Annotated in this window: 19 protein-coding genes and 1 pseudogene; 3 read left to right on the top strand and 17 right to left on the bottom strand. The window is 70.2% G+C overall.

Going from position 1 to position 16,239, the window contains the following annotated elements; all coding sequences use genetic code 11:
* Nucleotides 1-1,269, top strand: a pseudogene (locus CJ022_RS17055) (hypothetical protein); the annotation flags it as partial.
* 4 nt (nucleotides 1,270-1,273) lie between these two features.
* On the opposite strand, the gene CJ022_RS08135 reads toward CJ022_RS17055, so the two are convergent.
* The 6 genes from CJ022_RS08135 to CJ022_RS08110 all read right to left on the bottom strand — a co-directional run bounded on the left by CJ022_RS08135 (nucleotide 1,274) and on the right by CJ022_RS08110 (nucleotide 4,361).
* On the bottom strand, nucleotides 1,274-1,978 hold the full coding sequence (locus tag CJ022_RS08135; RefSeq protein ID WP_101926149.1) for a DUF6683 family protein: 705 nt from the start codon (nucleotides 1,976-1,978) through the stop codon (nucleotides 1,274-1,276).
* 86 nt (nucleotides 1,979-2,064) lie between these two features.
* Nucleotides 2,065-2,691 carry a hypothetical protein gene (locus CJ022_RS08130; protein ID WP_143703917.1) on the bottom strand — a complete coding sequence of 209 codons (627 nt, stop codon included), beginning with the start codon at nucleotides 2,689-2,691 and terminating at the stop codon, nucleotides 2,065-2,067.
* A gap of 155 nt (nucleotides 2,692-2,846) precedes the next feature.
* On the bottom strand, nucleotides 2,847-3,179 hold the full coding sequence (locus tag CJ022_RS08125; RefSeq protein ID WP_101926147.1) for a hypothetical protein: 333 nt from the start codon (nucleotides 3,177-3,179) through the stop codon (nucleotides 2,847-2,849).
* Between the two features lie 74 nt (nucleotides 3,180-3,253).
* Complete coding sequence (locus CJ022_RS08120; RefSeq protein ID WP_101926146.1) at nucleotides 3,254-3,715, bottom strand: hypothetical protein; 462 nt, start codon at nucleotides 3,713-3,715, stop codon at nucleotides 3,254-3,256.
* A gap of 106 nt (nucleotides 3,716-3,821) precedes the next feature.
* A complete protein-coding gene (locus tag CJ022_RS08115; protein WP_101926145.1) occupies nucleotides 3,822-4,133 on the bottom strand; it encodes a hypothetical protein in 312 nt (103 codons plus the stop codon).
* Nucleotides 4,134-4,139: 6 nt separating this feature from the next.
* Nucleotides 4,140-4,361 carry a hypothetical protein gene (locus CJ022_RS08110; protein ID WP_101926144.1) on the bottom strand — a complete coding sequence of 74 codons (222 nt, stop codon included), beginning with the start codon at nucleotides 4,359-4,361 and terminating at the stop codon, nucleotides 4,140-4,142.
* Nucleotides 4,362-4,558: 197 nt separating this feature from the next.
* Between CJ022_RS08110 and CJ022_RS08105 the strand changes: the two genes are divergently transcribed.
* Nucleotides 4,559-5,215, top strand: coding sequence for a GNAT family N-acetyltransferase (locus tag CJ022_RS08105; protein ID WP_158238379.1), 657 nt, complete (start codon nucleotides 4,559-4,561; stop codon nucleotides 5,213-5,215).
* A gap of 115 nt (nucleotides 5,216-5,330) precedes the next feature.
* Here the strand turns inward: CJ022_RS08105 and CJ022_RS08100 are convergent, their stop codons facing one another.
* The 11 genes from CJ022_RS08100 to CJ022_RS08050 all read right to left on the bottom strand — a co-directional run bounded on the left by CJ022_RS08100 (nucleotide 5,331) and on the right by CJ022_RS08050 (nucleotide 15,085).
* Complete coding sequence (locus tag CJ022_RS08100; protein WP_143703915.1) at nucleotides 5,331-6,041, bottom strand: hypothetical protein; 711 nt, start codon at nucleotides 6,039-6,041, stop codon at nucleotides 5,331-5,333.
* Between the two features lie 27 nt (nucleotides 6,042-6,068).
* A complete protein-coding gene (locus CJ022_RS08095) occupies nucleotides 6,069-6,551 on the bottom strand; it encodes a hypothetical protein (protein WP_101926141.1) in 483 nt (160 codons plus the stop codon).
* A complete protein-coding gene (locus tag CJ022_RS08090) occupies nucleotides 6,548-7,921 on the bottom strand; it encodes a FliI/YscN family ATPase (protein ID WP_101926140.1) in 1,374 nt (457 codons plus the stop codon). The genes CJ022_RS08095 and CJ022_RS08090 overlap by 4 nt, the downstream gene beginning before the upstream one ends.
* Nucleotides 7,918-8,592, bottom strand: a complete 675-nt coding sequence (locus tag CJ022_RS08085; RefSeq protein ID WP_101926139.1) for a FliH/SctL family protein — start codon at nucleotides 8,590-8,592, stop codon at nucleotides 7,918-7,920. The genes CJ022_RS08090 and CJ022_RS08085 overlap by 4 nt, the downstream gene beginning before the upstream one ends.
* Nucleotides 8,593-8,628: 36 nt before the next feature.
* Nucleotides 8,629-9,201 (bottom strand): hypothetical protein, encoded by a 573-nt coding sequence (locus tag CJ022_RS08080; protein WP_143703914.1) that lies wholly within the window; start codon nucleotides 9,199-9,201, stop codon nucleotides 8,629-8,631.
* 25 nt (nucleotides 9,202-9,226) lie between these two features.
* Entirely contained in the window at nucleotides 9,227-10,021 is a 795-nt protein-coding gene (gene sctJ / locus CJ022_RS08075; RefSeq protein ID WP_101926137.1) for a type III secretion system inner membrane ring lipoprotein SctJ, read from the bottom strand.
* Between the two features lie 16 nt (nucleotides 10,022-10,037).
* On the bottom strand, nucleotides 10,038-10,454 hold the full coding sequence (locus CJ022_RS08070) for a hypothetical protein (protein WP_101926136.1): 417 nt from the start codon (nucleotides 10,452-10,454) through the stop codon (nucleotides 10,038-10,040).
* Between the two features lie 35 nt (nucleotides 10,455-10,489).
* Nucleotides 10,490-10,810, bottom strand: a complete 321-nt coding sequence (locus tag CJ022_RS08065; protein WP_199171449.1) for a hypothetical protein — start codon at nucleotides 10,808-10,810, stop codon at nucleotides 10,490-10,492.
* Nucleotides 10,811-10,886: 76 nt separating this feature from the next.
* Nucleotides 10,887-12,155, bottom strand: a complete 1,269-nt coding sequence (locus CJ022_RS08060; RefSeq protein ID WP_101926135.1) for an FHA domain-containing protein — start codon at nucleotides 12,153-12,155, stop codon at nucleotides 10,887-10,889.
* 91 nt (nucleotides 12,156-12,246) lie between these two features.
* Nucleotides 12,247-14,304 carry a type III secretion system export apparatus subunit SctV gene (sctV, locus tag CJ022_RS08055; protein ID WP_101926134.1) on the bottom strand — a complete coding sequence of 686 codons (2,058 nt, stop codon included), beginning with the start codon at nucleotides 14,302-14,304 and terminating at the stop codon, nucleotides 12,247-12,249.
* Between the two features lie 265 nt (nucleotides 14,305-14,569).
* A complete protein-coding gene (locus CJ022_RS08050; RefSeq protein ID WP_158238378.1) occupies nucleotides 14,570-15,085 on the bottom strand; it encodes a FliO/MopB family protein in 516 nt (171 codons plus the stop codon).
* Between the two features lie 129 nt (nucleotides 15,086-15,214).
* Here CJ022_RS08050 and CJ022_RS08045 point away from each other — a divergent pair, with 129 nt between their 5' ends.
* The gene (locus tag CJ022_RS08045; RefSeq protein ID WP_158238377.1) at nucleotides 15,215-16,237 is read left to right on the top strand and encodes a sensor histidine kinase; all 1,023 of its coding nucleotides are present in this window, start codon (nucleotides 15,215-15,217) and stop codon (nucleotides 16,235-16,237) included.
* Nucleotides 16,238-16,239: the final 2 nt, after the last annotated feature.

The following is a 16,239-nucleotide window of genomic DNA, read 5'->3' as shown; positions in this document are numbered from 1 at the left end:
GCATCGCCATTGCCGGGCAACGGTCTGCCGCCGACGCTGGGGCCGCCGCCGCTGCCTGCGCCGCCGGGACTGGCCCGGGCGCCCGTCACCGCGGGGCCGCCCGCCGCGACGCCGACGCTGCCGGGCGCGGGACCGGGGTCGGTGATTTCGGGCGCGCTGCAGACGGTCGGCAACACCGTCAGCAACGTGCTCAACCTGTTGACCCCGGCCGCCACGCCGAACTCACCGCCCGGCACGCCTGCCGCCGCCACGCCCGGGACTCCGACGGCGCCGCCACCGACGTCGAACGCGCCCCTGAGTTCACTGGCCAATGCGGCGCTGGCACCGGTCCGTGCCTTGTTCAACGGTGCGCCGGCCGCATCGGTGACGTCCGCGCCATCGAACGCAGCGCTCGCGGGCGGCGCCCCCGCCGCCATGACGGCGGCCACGCAGTCGGGCAACCCGCTCGCGAGTGCGACCTTGCCGACGTCCGCCGCGGCCGCCCCTGCGGCGCAGACCGCGTTGCCGCAGGCGAATCCGACGGTGGCCAGCCAGACCGCAGCCAACGCAACGCCCGGGCAGGCACCACAGGCTCTGTCGACGCCGGCCCAGGCGCCGACGCAGTCCGGCGCGCCCGCGCGCACCGACGCGGCGTTCGCCCCCGCGGGCAACCCCGCTGCCGATCGCGCGGCCGTGCCGGCCCAGGCCGCGGTCCCCGGCCCGGTCGTCGTGCCGGGCGCACCGCAGGCGGCGGCGTTGCTCGCCACGATCCCGATCGCCATGGCGGCGACCCAGGCCCCGCCCGGCCAGACCGTCTCGGGAACGGCCCCACCGGCAGGCAATCCGCAGGCGACGCCACCGGTCGCGGGTGACAGGGGCGGGCCGTCGCGCGTCGACGGGCCTCTGGTCGGTGTCTATACCGGCGAGGGGCCGCGCGTGCGGCGGCGTGACCGGGTGCGGCTCGGGCCGCCGCAGCTCGAGCAGTGGATCGCGACGCTGTCGCAGGGCCGCCTGCAGCTGGTGCGCGCGCAGGACGACACGCCGGCCGAGATCGCCAAGGCGATGCAATGGGTCTTCTGGAGTCTGGCGATCGTCGCCTACGGCTGCCTGGGACTGGTGCTGGTCGCGTTCCTGCTGAGCTACGGCGATGCGCAGGCCGCGCCGGCGCTGCGGCAATGGAGCGGCGAGTTCTCGCTCACGGGCCTCGTGGCCGCGGTCGGCGCGTGGTGGCTGGGCCGGCGCCTGACCGCACCTGCCGCGAGCACGCCGGGCGCCACGTCCCGCTCCTGACCGGTCAGCGGGTCGTCAGGCCGTCATCGCCCAGTGAGACCGCGCGCAGGTCCAGGCCGTTGGCCTGCAGGCCGCGACGTACGTTGGCCGACAGCGCGGCGAGCGCCGCGCGATCGCCCTCGCGCTTCAGCGACTGGTAGGACAGCGCCGACACCATTGTCAGATACGCGGTGCGCTCCGCCTGCGCCTGCTTGGCCGCATCCGACATCGCCGCGACCTGCGGCACCGCTGCCAACGGCCCGATGATCTGGCGGCGCACCGCACGCTGGCCCACCGGCGAACGCCGTGAATCCTGGTCGTTGACGACTTCCCACGAGATCAGCAGGTGCGCCGCCAGGACGTCGCCGAGATTGGTGGGGTCGTAGCCGTAGCGCCGCAGGATCGTGTCGAACTCCCGCAGCATGTCGCCCGAGCCGATCAGCGTTTCGAGTTCCGCCAGCTGCGAGGCGTTGCGGCCGAAGGCCTGGATGGTCTGCCGTTGGACATCGGCACTGACCTTGGGATCGCGCGTGAACGCCAGGGTGGCGACCGCGTCCTCCGCGACCTGCGCCGGCGCCGGGCGCGCGACCGCCTGTTGCAGCGCGCGCTGCACGGCGGCGTCGCCGTCCTGGGCCAGTACCGGGGCCGCCACCAGCAGCGCCCACACCATCCACATCCACGCCGCTGCGCGTGCGTGCCGGGTGCGGCTGATCCTCGTCGTCATGTGCATCGGATTTCCTCCGTCTGTGTGATGGCGGGGCCGTCGTCAGGTGGACGGCCTCGCAGCTGTCGACGCGGCCGGTCGACCGCACGCGGCTACTCCAGGCACACCGGCACGTTGAGCATGCTCATCGAGCCGTCGCCGATGTTCGCGACCGGACGCATTTCGTAGCGGATCTTCCGGCAGTCGCCGCCTTGGCCGTCGCCGGCGTCGTCAGCGCTTTCGCGACGCAGACGATAGTTGAAGGTGAACAGGCTCGCGGCCGGTGGTGGCTGCCCGGCCTGCGGCAGCGGCTCGAGGTCCACCTGCAGATCGAATCGGCCCGGTGTCACGGTGCCCGAGAATGTGTAGCGCTGGGCCCCGGCGACGCCCCCGCCGGTGATCTCGCCAGCCGGATCGATCGCGAGCCGCATGTCGCCGCTGTCGGCCTGCCAGCTGTCGCCGTCGTAGGTTCCGTCCATCGAGAAGCCGGCATCGCCGTCGCCGTCGTCATCGCCGATCGCGCCGAAGACCGTCAGTCTCGCGGTACCCGCCCCTGTTTTCTCGAAGCTCGCACTTCCGTTGCCGCGGTCGCGCTTCCAGGGGGTCAGCGGCGCCGCGCCTTTGACCACCACATGGAGCGGACCGGTGTAGGGATCGTCGCCATACCGATCGAGAAAGCCCTCGTCCTGACTGCACGCGGCAGGCGCCAACAGCAGCGCTGCAGCGGCCGCGAGCACCATCCAGTAATTGCGCGTCCACATCGTGTCGTGCTCCGGTGCTGGAGCGGAAGGTCCCGCCCGCTCTCCAAAAAGAAAAGCCGAGGCACCTGCGCGCCCCGGCTTCCCGAAACATGCCGCCGGGCCAAGGCACGACGGCATGGTCTTGCGCGACTCGCTTACTGCTTGCGGGCCAGCGCGCTGTTGCCTTCACCGACCGACTTGATGCAGTTGTTGGTCGCCTCGGTGAACATCTTGAAGAGCTGGCTCAGCGCCGTGAGCTCCGCCGTCAGTTCGTTCGCGGGCTCCTCGTTGTTGGCGGCGGTATCGATTTCGCTCGCCTTTTCGATCATCTGGGTCGACATCTTGTTCGCGATCTCACCCATGATCGTGGCCAGTGCGACCAGCCAGCTGCCGGTCTGCGCGCTGGCGCGCGCCTTCTGGGTCATCTCGGACAGGGTGTTGTCCGCATAGTTGAAGTTGAAGCTGGAAGCGCCGTCGACATTGCTCATGTTGATATCTCCACTCAGTTGAAAGTTGAAAAATCGTGAACCGGCCGCGCCTGGCGCGACGGTCGAACACAAATTCAGGGCGTCCGGACTGCCTGCAGCGACAGCGGCGTGCCGCCGGCCTTCTGGCTGCGGTACCACGCGAGCGCGGCGGCTTCGCCGTCGGTTTCGATGCGACGGGTGAACTCGAGCACCAGCTGCGATTCGCGCGATTCGAACGCGTCCAACGCGTTGTTCAGCGAGCGGATCAGCTGGGCCGCATCGTCGTCGCTCATGCCGCTCGCCTGCTGCAGCGACTCCACCGTGTTGCGCCATGCATTGCGGTCGAACGCGACCGCGCTGCCGTCGGTGGACGCATCGGCCATCGACTGCTGGAACAGACGGGCCATCTCCTGGCGCTCCGCCGCGTCCATGCCCTGCTCGCCGCCGAGGAAGGTTTCGAACTGCTGCTGCAGGTCGGCCTGTCCCTTCTGGATGAGCTGCGCGACATCGCCGTCGTGCGATGCGCCGTGCTGCGGATGGCTGGGAGACTGTGACATCGGATTCCAGTGCCTCACATGTGGCGGGAGATTCGGTTCGTCTTGCTGGATCGACCGACGCTTGGAGTATTCCGGCGGCCGGTCGACGCAGCAACTGGGGGCGACCCTAGGACGTGACCGGGGCGTGCTGCACGGTGCTCAGCGAATCGACCAGGCGACGGGCATCCGCGCCTTCGCGCTCGCCCATCTCACGTGCCTGTTCGGCGACCCACCGGTCCGCGGTCTCGCGACCGTCCGCCTCGACCCGGCGCTCGTACTCGGGCACCAGCGCCTGCAAGGCCTGCTGCACCGCGTCGAGCCGTTCGTCCATGTGCCGGATCAAGGCGTTTTCGTCGTCCGCACCGATCGCGCCCTGCTCACGCAACTGCGCGAGCCCGTCGATCCATGCCTGACGCTGGGCGTGGCGATCGTTGCTCATCTTCGATCAGCCGTTGCCGAAGCCGAAGTCGAAGCCGCCGGAGAAGCCTTCGGTGATCGCATCCTGCGCCGACTGCGGCAGGCCGACGGAATCGAAGACGCTGCTCAGCGCCGAGCTGAAGACCTGGCTCAGCATGTCGCCGAGGAAGTCGCCGACCAGACCGCCGAGGGGGCCGCCGAGCGCGGTGCCGATCAGGGAGCCGATACCCGAGAAGATGTCGCTGGACATGATGGAACTCCTTTTGCTTGGGATGGAAAACCACGAACTGGAACCCTTGCGCGGGCGGTCCGGAATCCGGGGCTCGCGACGACAGGGCCAGTCTGCGTTCAGCCCCGGGCCATTTCAGCTAGGTCGTACCCCATCTAGGGTGCGCCCTAGTGGGAATGCCCTGCGCAGGCCGCGCTTGCGGCGGTATAAGAAGGGGCATGCGCCCGACCCCGTCATCGAACTCCGCCGCCACCGACACCGCTTCGTTCACCGCCGCCGACCTGCCTTCGGGCCGCGACTATCCCGTCGCCGTCCAGCTGGCATCGCGCCGCATGCAGCTGCGCGGCTTCGGCTTCCGGCATGCACTCGATCTGCTGCAGCTGGGGCGCGAGGAGCGCGTGACGCGGATGCTGCTCGACGATCCGATCGACACGGTCGAGGACGCGATGGGCGTCGTCGTCTGGGCCAACAAGCTCTACCGCGAGCGGCCGGGCCTCGGGCTCTGGCATACCAGCGATCGCGCGGGGCGGTTCCTCGGGATGTTCTCGCTGACGCCGAGCGGCGATGCCGGCGACATCGCGATCGGGGTACGCCTGCTGCCGCGTGCGTGGGGCCGCGGCTATGCGATCGAAGGTGGGGCGGCCCTGTGCGCGCACGCATTCGACACGCTGGGGTTGCCGCAACTGATCGCGCAATGCGCGCCCGACAACCGCTCGGTGCCGCCGCTGCTGCACCGCCTCGGCTTCGTCGACGCGGAGGACGGGGTGCAGTACGGCAACCCGGCGCGCCGCTTCCGCCTGCCGCGCGCGGAGTGGCAGGGGCTGCGCCCGCGCGCACGACGCAGCCGCGACGTCGCGTCGTCCGGGACGCGCTGAATCTCGAATCGCTGCCGTCGTGGGTCGGCTCGCGTGATGCATGCCCGCCGCGATCGGCGCGATCGGCGCGATGCGGTGTCGCGCCGCGCGTCGCCCAGGTCGCGGCGGCGACGCCTCAGCCGTTGAAGTGGGGATCGATCGTCAGCGTGCCGAGATTGCGGTCGGCGAAGCGGCGCGCGAGTTCCGGGCCCGCCTCGCGGATGGCGTCGAAGCTCTCGCGCGATCGGCTGTCGGCGCGCAGCACCCAGCCGTCGGCACTCTTGCTGAGCAGCAGATCGGTGCCCGGCAGCGTCGCGTCCGACATCCGCAGCAGCACCTGGCCCTCGTTGCTCGCGTTCTGGGTGTCGCTGACCGCGAGCTGGCGCACGTGCCGCTCCATCATCTCCATCAGCTGCCCGGGATTGGCCTGCGGCGTCGCCTGCTGGGTCTGCGCGGCGAAGCCCGGATCCCGCAGCGCCATCTGGGTCTGCAGCAGCGCGGCGGCATCGGCAGGCGGCGCCTGCTGCGACGACAGCCCGATGTCCTGGTGCGAGCGGTAGAGGCGTCCGTCGACGATCTCCGCTGCCGACTGCTGCGACTTCGCCGCCTCCAGACGACTGGCCTGGTCGGCGAGCAGGACCTCGCCCTCGCCTTCGCCCGCCAGGGCCTGGCCCGGCAGCTCGGTGCCCGCTTCGCCGCGTGCCTGCTGCATCATCTGGCGGAACTGGCTGACGCTCTGTTCTTTCGGCGGCTCCCGGGTCTCGGCCTTGGCAGCCCGATCGGCCTGGCGGTTACGCGTCGCCTGCTCCGGCGGACGCGATGTCGAATCACTGCTCTGCACGCTCATGGTGTTCTCCTCGGCTCGTTGCCCGCGTCAGTGCCGCGCGATGAAGCGCGCCTGCAGCAGGTCCTCGGCGATCGCTTCTTCCTGCCGGGCCAGCGCGCTGTGCTGCTCGCCCCGCCAGACCTCGCGACGTTTCTCCAGCGCATCCTGCCGGCCCTTGGCGCGGAAGAACGCGTCGCGCGCCTCCTGTACTGCAACCTCGGCCAGGCGCAGCGTCTCCTGCGCCGCGGCCAGTCGCTGTTGCGCCGCGACGATGTGCTCGGCCAGCAGGTCGATGTGCGCTTCGCGCTGCGACAGGGCGGCCGGCCACGGCACGCCGGACGGCGGCGGCGCGAGCAGCTGCGCGCGATGGGACTGGCGATCGGTCTGCAGGCCGGTGACCTCGCCTTCGATCCGCGTGCAGGCGTCGCGACACTGCTGCGCGGCGCGCTGTTTCTCCAGCACCAGCATGCGCGCGGTCTCGGTGCGATGGGCGCGCAGCTGGACCAGCGTCTGCAGCGGATAGCGCTTCATCCGAACAGCTTCCGCAATGCGGCCGACGAGGTGTCGAATGGCACCAGCTCGTGTTCCGACTGCTGCAGCAGGCTGCGGATGGGCGCGATCTTCTCGATCGCGACATCCGCGTCGGGATCGGTGCCGCGCTTGTACTCGCCCAACTGCAGCAGCAGTTCGATCTCCTGGTACTTGGCCAGGTACTTGCGCAGCTGGCCGGCGGCGCGCAGATGCGGCGGCTCGACCACGCGAGGCATCGTGCGGCTGAGGCTGGTCAGCACGTCGATCGCCGGGTAGTGATACGCGGCCGCGAGCTTGCGCGACAGCACGATGTGACCGTCCAGGATCGACCGCACTTCCTCGACGATGGGATCGCCGCCGTCCTCGTCCTCGGCCAGCACGGTGTAGAACGCGGTGATCGAGCCCTTGTCGTTGTTGCCCGCGCGTTCGAACAGCCGCGGCAACGCGCTGAACACCGACGGTGGAAACCCGCGGCGCGCCGGCGGCTCGCCGATCGCGAGGCCGACATCGCGCAGCGCACGCGCGAACCGCGTGACCGAGTCGACGAGCAGCAGCACGCGCTTGCCCTGGTCGCGGAAATATTCGGCGATCGCGGTGCCGACCCAGGCCGCGCGGCTGCGCTCGAGTGCAGGCCGGTCCGACGTGGCGACGACGACGACCGACTTCGCCAGGCCCTCCGCGCCGAGATTGTCGAAGACGAATTCGTTGACCTCGCGGCCGCGCTCGCCGACCAGCACGATCACGTTAACGTCGGCATCGCCGCCGCGCGCGAACATGCCCAGCAGCGTGCTCTTGCCGCCGCCGGCGACGGCGAAGATGCCGATGCGCTGGCCCTGGCCCGCAGTCATCACGGTGTCGATCGCGCGCACGCCGGTCGAGAACGGCGTGTCGATCAGCGTGCGGCTCAGCGGATTCGGCGAGGCGGCGTAGATCGGCGCGTCGACGGTCACGCCGACCGCGCCCTTGTCGTCGATCGGCACGCCGTGGGCGTCGAGAATGCGACCGAGCAGGCCGTCACCGACCTGCACCGACGCCTGGCGACCGGTCGCGTAGACCTCGGTGGTCGCGGCGATGCCGTCGAGCGCGCCGAGCGGCGTCAGCAGCGTGTGCTGGCGCGAGACGCCGCCGCCTTCCGCGGCCAGTTCGAACCCCGCGCCGCCGACGCCGTCGGGATTGCGCAGATGGCAGAGCTCGCCGATCGAGGCGCGCAGACCGGTGGCCTTGATCAGCGTGCCGTAGGCCTCGCTGACGCGGCCGACGCGCTCGATCGCCTGCACCTGGCCCAGCGCATGCAGCAGCGGATCGGGCGCGGCGACCTGGCCCTCGGGGCGCGGCTCGAACTGCGCGAGGCGGGCGGCGTCCGGCGTCATGCGGGCGTCCCGCTGGCCTGGGCGAGCGCGGCGCGGATCGCCTCGATCTGCTGGCTGACGCCGGCGCGTACTTCACCCGCCTCCGATACCACCACGCAGCTCAGCGGGTCCAGGCTCTCGTCGTCGACCAGCTCGATGACGCCGACGCCCGGATGCGCCTGGCGCACCGCGCCCAGACCCTGGCTGACGCTGTCGCGCGCCGAGGGATGCACGCGGATCAGCAGGAACTGTTCGGCCTGGGCCGATTCCACCGCGCGCATCACCAGCGGCGGCACCACGCTGGCGGCATCGAAATCGGGCGCGATGCGGGCGACGATGGCGCACGCGAGATCGCCGATCCGGCCGACCGCATCGCCGAGCACGCGGGCGCGACGCTCGTTGAGCGATGCCAGCTGCTCGGTCATCTGCTGCTTGACGCGGTCGAGGCCTTCGGCAAACCCGTCGCTGTAGCCCTGTTCGCGCGCCTTCTGGATATCGGCGGCGGCCTCGTCGTACAGCGCATTGATCCGGGCCAGCAGGGCATCGACGTCGCCGAGTGCCTGCCAGTCGCGGGCGCGGACGATGGTGCCGGCGACGCCGCGCTCGAACTGGCGGCGCTCGAACACCGACACGCCACCCGACCTCGCGGCAGGCGACGGCGAAGGCGACGGGGTCGGCGTGGAGCTGGGCATGCGGCAGGTCCGGTCAGGCGCGGGGCGTCGACGGCATCAGTCGGCGATCGCGCGGTTGAGATGGTGGGTGTGCAGCACGAGCACGGGTTTCTCGGGCAGATGCGCGGGCGGCAGGTCGTCGGGGGCCTGCAGCAGGCGCACCCACTCGCCGAGCGCGACATCGCGCAGCGCGGTCCAGGCCTGCAGCTCGGCGCGGCCCTGACGATCCAGCACCGCGGCGAGCGCCGGCCCGATGTCGTCGCCGGCGGCGAATACACCGCGCAGCTCCTGCTCGAGCCGCGATGCCGTCGCCGCGTCGACCTTGCCGTCCCAGACGGTGCGGTCGAGCGCGAGCAGATAGCTGTTGCCCAGTGCGGTCTTGAGCCGCCGCACCACGTCGCGGCCGATCTCGTTGCGGATCGCGGGCGCGAAGGCGAGGGCGCCGAGATCGCGGTGCAGCGCCGCCACGCGCGGCCGCGGCCAGCGTCGCATCAGCGCCACGCACCCGTCGCCGGGCGCGGGCGCCAGCAGATGCGAGGCCGGGCCGGCAGCGAGTGCGCCGGCCAGCAGCCGGCGTCCCAGCACGCTGGCGATCGCCCGCTCCCGCAACGCGGCAGGCAGGGTCCGCAAGCAGCGCCTGCAGCGACATGCGGGATCAGCCCTGCCAGAGCTTCGGCGGCGCCTTGTCGGCCGTGGCCGCGACGCGGCGGGCCTTGAGGCGGCTGCTGAACGCGAGGAGGACGGCGATGAGCACGACGACCAGCGCCGCCAGCCCGATCGCCAGCGGGCTCACCGACGACAGCGCCATCGCCGCCGTGCCGCTGGACTGCTGGCTCGCGTCCGGCAGCGCCGGCAGGGTGGCGAACTTGACCGACACCTGGTTGATGTCGCTCAGGCCCTCGACCGCATCCTTGACGACGATCTTGATGTCGGCCTCGCGGTCGCGGACGCTGGTGCCGGGCTGCTCGAAGATCATCACCGCCGCCGACGTCTTGCCGGTGGCGCCGCCCAGGGGATCGCGTTCGGGCAGGGCGATGTGCACGCGCGCGTTGGCCACGCCCGGCAGCATCGTCAGCGTCTGCGCGAGCTCCTGCTGCAGGCCATGGATGTAGCGGCCGCGCTCGTCGGTGGCCGACGAGGCGAAGCCTTCCTTCTTGAAGATGTCGCCGAGGTTCTGGAACTGCGCCCGCGGCAGGCCGCGCGCATCCAGCACCGCCATCGCCTGCGCGATGTCGCTCTTGGCGACGCTGACTTCCCAGCCCACCTTGCTCGGCGACGGCCGCTTCTCGGCCGCGATGCCCTGGCTGAGCAGTGCGCCCATCATCTCGTTGGCCTGCCGCTCGTCGAGCGAGCTGTACAACGCCGTGCCGCCGCTACATGCCGCCAGCAGCACCGCCGCCAGCAGCACGAGCAGGCCGCGCGACCATCGACTCCGGATCACATTGCGCATCCCGGTCACCTCGCTGTCAGGACTGCTGGCGGAACAGCTGCTGGATGCCGTCCGACGTGCGGTTGGCCACGTTCGACGTCATCTCGCACTGGAAGAGGAAGTGATGGGACTTCATCGTCATTTCCATGACCTGGCCCGGCGTCATCTCGTCGACGTTGGCGGTCATGTTGTTGGCGAGCGAATTGATGCTCTCCGCACCACCGTTGAGGTTGTTGACCGCCGACATGATCATGCGCATGCCGTCGGACGGTTCCGCGGAGCCGACGTTGGCGACGTCAGTCGCCGCGTTGCCCGCCGCCGGACTGCTGCCGGCGCGGTTCATCGCCTCCGCGAACTGCTGGACCTCGTAGGCGGCCGCCACCGGCTGGTTGCCGGCGGATGCACCCGCCCCCTGTGCTGCGTCGATCCCCGCAGCCTGGATTGCATCGACCATGGTGTTCTCCTTGCTGTCTGCGAATGCCGCGTCGGTTACTGCTTGCGACCCAGCGTTTCGAGCGCCTGGCCGACGCTGTTCTGCGAGGTCGAGGCATTGTTGGACAGGAACTGCATGCGCAGGCTTTCGGCGGTCAGCGCGACGACGTTCGACGGCTGGTCGCCGCCCTGGCCGATGACGTCGGACAGGTTGGTGATGCGGGTCGCCTGAGCATCGAGCGTCTGGCCCCAGGCGCGCGACATGGCTTCGTACCAGCTGCTCGACCCACCGGTCCTGCCGGCACGGGTCACGTTGTCGTTCTGCATCGAAGCGCGGCCGATGAAGGCGCCGACGGAATCGTTCGAGATGCTCGTCATGTGGATTCTCCTTGCGTGTGGAATCGGTGGGAACTGCGGTGGAACGTGTCGAACACGACGCGCGACAGGCGCGCGGTTACTGCAATCGGTCGGACGGCGATGCGGTCTCCGTCGCCGGTGTGGCCGGCGTACCGGCGCCGGCACCGTCGCGGACGCGCGCGACGACGCCGTCGAACGCGGGATCCACACCGGCGGGCGCGTCGGCCGCCAGCGCGTCCTCGCCCGCCTCCGGCACTTCGGGCGGTGGGCCCGGGATGACCTTCGTCAGCTCGCCGTTCGGCGCCATCACGTGGGCGAATTCGCCGATCGAGATCAGCACGCCCTTGCCCGGCACGTCGTCGCCCGCGACGTAGCGGGCGCCGTCGGCGCCGACCAGATGCGGATCGTCGCCGCGCACGATCGACACGATGTGGGCGGCGGGCGGCGGCGTCGCCGCGGCGTCTTCGCCGGCAGCAGGCACCCGGCCCGCCGGCGTGCGCGGCAGGATGCGGGCGACACCTGCGATGTCGCTGATCGCGCGCGAGCGGACCATCGATTCGATTTCCTCGCCGTCGGCGAACTCGCCGACGACCTCGACATCGCCGTTGCCGACGTAGCGCGCCTGCACCGGCACGCCCTGGCCGCGGAACATCTCGGCGACGTCGCTGGCGATGTTCTCGCCGGTGCGCATGTCGAGCGTCGCGGTGATGCCTTCGGCCTTCAGCTGCTCGCGCACCCGCTGCAGGTCGCGCTGGTTGTCGACGGTGCCGGTGACGAGCGGCACGCCGTTGGGCCCGTCCTTGATCTGGAAATCGCTGATCCGGTGCTCGTCCATCAGCGTGGTCAGACGCTCGCGGGGATCGACCTGCTGCTCCTGGGCCGGCAGCACGGCGGCGAAGATCGCCAGCGACGCCAGCGACAGCGCGGCGACGCCCGCGATCAGCGGCAGCCGTCGCATCAGGCCGCCTCGTGCCGGGGCGGACTCGTCGTCCGGCGCGAACACGGTGACGAAGTTGTCCCAGTCGGGATCGTTCTCGCGGCCGAACGCGAACGACGCCTCGCCGAGCACCACCTGCTGGACGGCCGACAGCTCGACCGGGTCGCCGGGGAGGATCGCCTGGCCGTTGACCTGCAGCGGCGCGTCCAGCGCGCGCACCATGAAGCGGCCGCCGACCAGGGTCACCAGCGCATGGTGGTTGGCGACGCCGTCGTCGGCCAGCACGATGTCGCAGTCGTCGCCGCTGCCGACCAGGATCATCTCCTCGTCGGCGAGCACCCGGCTGGCGCCGGCATGCAGGCCATCGACGATCCGCAGCACGTTGTGCGCGGGACGGGGGGTGGATGCGTTGTCGTTGTGGTGTGTCATGACGATCCTCTTCGCCTATCCGGCGTCGACGTTGCGCGACGGGCGCGCGACAGGCCGACGACCGGTGCCCCTGATGCTGGAATGACCCGGTTCACGCATTGATCTGCCCCGCCTGCACGATGCGCAGGTCCGGCGCCAGCTCCTGGTAGGACAGCACCGGCAGATCGAAGAAATCCACTTCCATCAACTTGCGCAAGTGCCGGCGCACGTCGAGCGAGCACAACAGCACCGGCTTCACGCCCGCGGCCTGGCGGCCTAGATGGGCACGCACTTCGTTGCCGAGCCGTCCCGCCAGTTCCGGCGAGATCGCCAGCTGGCTGGCGCCGCCCGCGACACGGACCGACTGGCGCAGCTTGTCCTCGAGTTCGGGATGGATCAGCAGCACGTGCAGGGTGCGCTCGTCGTCCGCGTAGCGGTCCGCGATCTCGCGCTTCAATGCCACCCGCACGTATTCGGTCAGCAGCACGACGTCCTTCTCGCGACCGCCGACGTCGGTGATCGCTTCGAACGCATCGCGCAGGTTGCGGATCGGCACGCCCTCTTCGGCCAGCCGGCGCAACACGTCGGCGACGCGCTGCGGGGCGACCACGCGCAGCATTTCCTTGACCAGGTCCGGATAGTCGCGCTGCATGCGGCCGAACAGGTTCGAGGTTTCCTGGATGCCCAGGAACCCGCCGAGGCGGCGGCGCACGGCGGCGTTCGCATGGTCGGCCAGCACGTCGAGCGGCCGCTGCGCACCTTCGGTCTGGTTTTCGGTCCACTGTCCGGCCACGACCGGCGGGAAGAACCCCGGCAGACGCGCGGCGTTGGGGGCGGTCGCCGGCTGCGGCACGAACCACGCATCGCTGCGGAGATGACCGGTGGCGATGCGCGCACCGAAGGCCGTGACCCGGTATTCGTCGTCGGTCAGCGTCGGCGCGATGCGGAACGACGGCGTCGGCACCGGCACGCCGTATTCCTCGCGCAGGCGCTGTGCGAGTTCGACCATGCGCGTTTCGATCTCGTGCGCGCCGAGCGCCTGCGCCAGCGCGGGCGACACGACCACCTGCAACGGCGCGGGCGGGGCGAGATCGTCCTGGACGACGCTGAGCTGCGCATCGGCGAGGATCTCCTCGTCGGTCACCCGGAACGCGCGGCGCAGCAGTTCGAACTTGTGGCGGTAGTGCCAGGCACTGAAGGTCAGCAGGCCCAGGCCCAGCACCAGGAACACCGGCCACGGGAAGCCGGGCACCAGCGTCATCAGCAGCGCCAGCAGTCCGGTGATCAGGATCACGCGCGGCTGGTTCGAGACCTGGCGGGTGATCGCATCGCCGAGGTGGCGGTCGTCGATCTCGCCGGTGGTGCGGGTGACGACGAGACCGGCGGCGATGGTCGCCAGGATCGCCGGGATCTGCGAGACCAGGCCGTCGCCGATCGTCAGGATGCTGTAGACGTGCGTCGCTTCGGCCAGCGGCATGCCGCGCTGGAGCACGCCGATCGCCAGGCCGCCGAGCAGGTTGATCAGGATGATGACGATGCCGGCGATCGCGTCGCCCTTGACGAACTTCATCGCGCCGTCGAGCGAGCCGTGCAGCTGGCTCTCGGTCTCCAGCAGGCGGCGCTTGCGACGCGCCTCGTCCTTGTCGATCAGGCCGGCGCGCAGGTCGGAGTCGATCGACAGTTGCTTGCCGGGCATTGCATCGAGGGTGAAGCGCGCCGCGACCTCGGCCACGCGCTCGGCGCCCTTGGCGATGACGATGAACTGCACGACGGTGATGATCAGAAACACCACCATGCCGACGACCAGGTTGCCACCGGCGACCAGCGCGCCGAAGGTCTCGACGATATGGCCGCCTTCGGCGTGCAGCAGGATCGATCGGGTGATGGCGATCGAGATCGCCAGGCGGAACAGCGTCGTCAGCAGCAGCACGCTGGGAAAGCTGGAGAACGCGACCGGGGTCGGGATGTAGATGCCCAGCAGCAACAGGCCGAAGCCGATCGAGATGTTGATCGCCACCAGCGTGTCGATGATCACCAGCGGCAGCGGCAGGATCATCACGCTGATGATCGTGACCGCGGCGAAGGCCAGGACGACGTCGCTGTAACCGAGCTTCACCCGGGGCGCGGCGCCGGCGGGTGCACCGGTCAGAGTGGCGAGGAGGGCTCTCATCGGGCACCTCCGGCACGGGCGGACTGTCCCGGCGGGATGCACGAAGCGGCCGGCCGCGGGAACGCGGACGACCTCGGTACTGCGCCCCGCAACAGAGAGAACATACGCATCTGCCCCTGACCTCGTGCGTCACATTGTGCCACTGTACGATAGCCAGCCCGTGTTAGGGCCCGGTAAAACTCCGGTTGCAGGGATGTTCCGGATTTCTGAACGACGCGACGTGAAATCGATTGCGACGCGAAAAAAACCGATGCGTCACAGTGACTTAACGATCCGCCACGATATTGGGTAGCGTGTCGGAGGCTGCATTCGGGCTGGCATCGGGGGGCGAAACGACGTCTTCCGGTTCCAGATCTGTAATGAACGTCACAGTTTGACCCGCAACGCCGATCGCGAACACCCGGCCTGCACGCGACTGGAGTAAGACGACACGTTCGCGGGGACCGACCGGCAGGATCTGCAGTACGGAAAGTGGCGAATCACGACCGGCGAGGCCGTAACGGCGTCGCAGGATCCGAAGGAAGAACAGCAGGGCAATGATGATGAAGGCCATAGGCAGCACGATCGCGATCATTTCGCCGATGAACGAGTCGTTGCCCGGCACCACGTCGGTCGCGGGCGTGCTGCTCGCGGCAAACGCCGTGCCGGCCACAGCCAGCAGGCCCGCAGTGCAGGCGAATGGGATAATGCGGCGGGCGGCGCGGGCGCTGCGGATCATGTTGGTCGGCTCGTCGGGCACCCCTGCGGTGCGCGCGTACGGTAGCAGCACGACCGCATGCATCACGCCATCCGCCCCGTCCCGCGCGGGCGCGACCGCATGACGGGTGCCACCGGTCCCCGCGCCGCCAGCGCCGGGGCCCGAGCCAAGCGAGCGAGTCGCCAGGGTGCGGCAGACGGTCCGCTGTCCGACGTGCTCGATGCCGTGCCGTTCGCCTGCGCCGCGTTCGACACCCGCACCGGCGCGCTGGTCGCGTCCAACGACCGGTTCGGCGCCGACCTCGGCACCCTGCCCGGCTGCGGCCAGCGCGACGCGCTGCTGGCCACCCTGCATGGCGACGCCACCGGTGACGCGCGCGGCGACGAAGTGCGCGCGCCGCACAGCGGTCGCTGGTATGCCCTGCACTGGCGCGCGCTGACCAGTCAGGGCCGCGCGCTGACGCTGCTGACCGCCGTCGACATCAGCGAGCGCATCGAGACCCTGGACACGCACAAATCGCAGCAGGAAAAACTGCTGTTCACCTCGCGCCTGATGTCGGTGGGCGAGATGGCGGCGACGCTCGCGCACGAGCTCAACCAGCCGTTGGCGGCGATCGTCAACTACCTCAACGGCAGCCTGCGGCTGGTCGGGCAGGCCGGCGGCCCGGTGCAGGTGGAACGCGCCCTGCTGGCCGCGCGCACCCAGGCCGAACATGCGAGCGCGGTGATCGGGCGGGTCCGCGAGTTCGTCCGCGCGCGCGAGCCGCGCCGCGATGCGCAGGACCTGCCCGTCATCGTCGACACGGTGCTGGAACTGCTGCGGCTGGAAGCCGAACGCCAGCAGCTGCGCATCGACCTGGCCCTGGCGCCGACCCTGCCGCAGGTCTACGCGGACCGGGTCATGATCGAGCAGGTGCTGCTGAACCTGGTCAAGAACGCGATCGAAGCGATGCGCGAGGTGCCCGCCGCGCAGCGCGGCCTGCGCATCGAGGCGCGCGTGAATCTCGACGAGGCGATCGAGGTGCGGGTCTGCGACCGCGGCCCCGGCCTCAGCCGGGAGGAAAGCGAGCAGCTGTTCTCGCCGTTCTACACGACCAAGACCGACGGCCTCGGCATCGGCCTGGCGATCTGCCGGTCGATCATCGAATACCACGAAGGACGCCTGTTCTTCGAATCCAGGGACGGCGGCGGCAGCGTGTTCGGATTCACGCTGCCGAGCCCGGACAGGAGGACCTGACG

It is taken from the genome of Luteimonas rhizosphaerae (assembly GCF_002849595.1).
GTDB lineage: Bacteria > Pseudomonadota > Gammaproteobacteria > Xanthomonadales > Xanthomonadaceae > Luteimonas > Luteimonas cellulosilyticus.
This window is presented reverse-complemented; position numbering and strand designations above follow the sequence as displayed.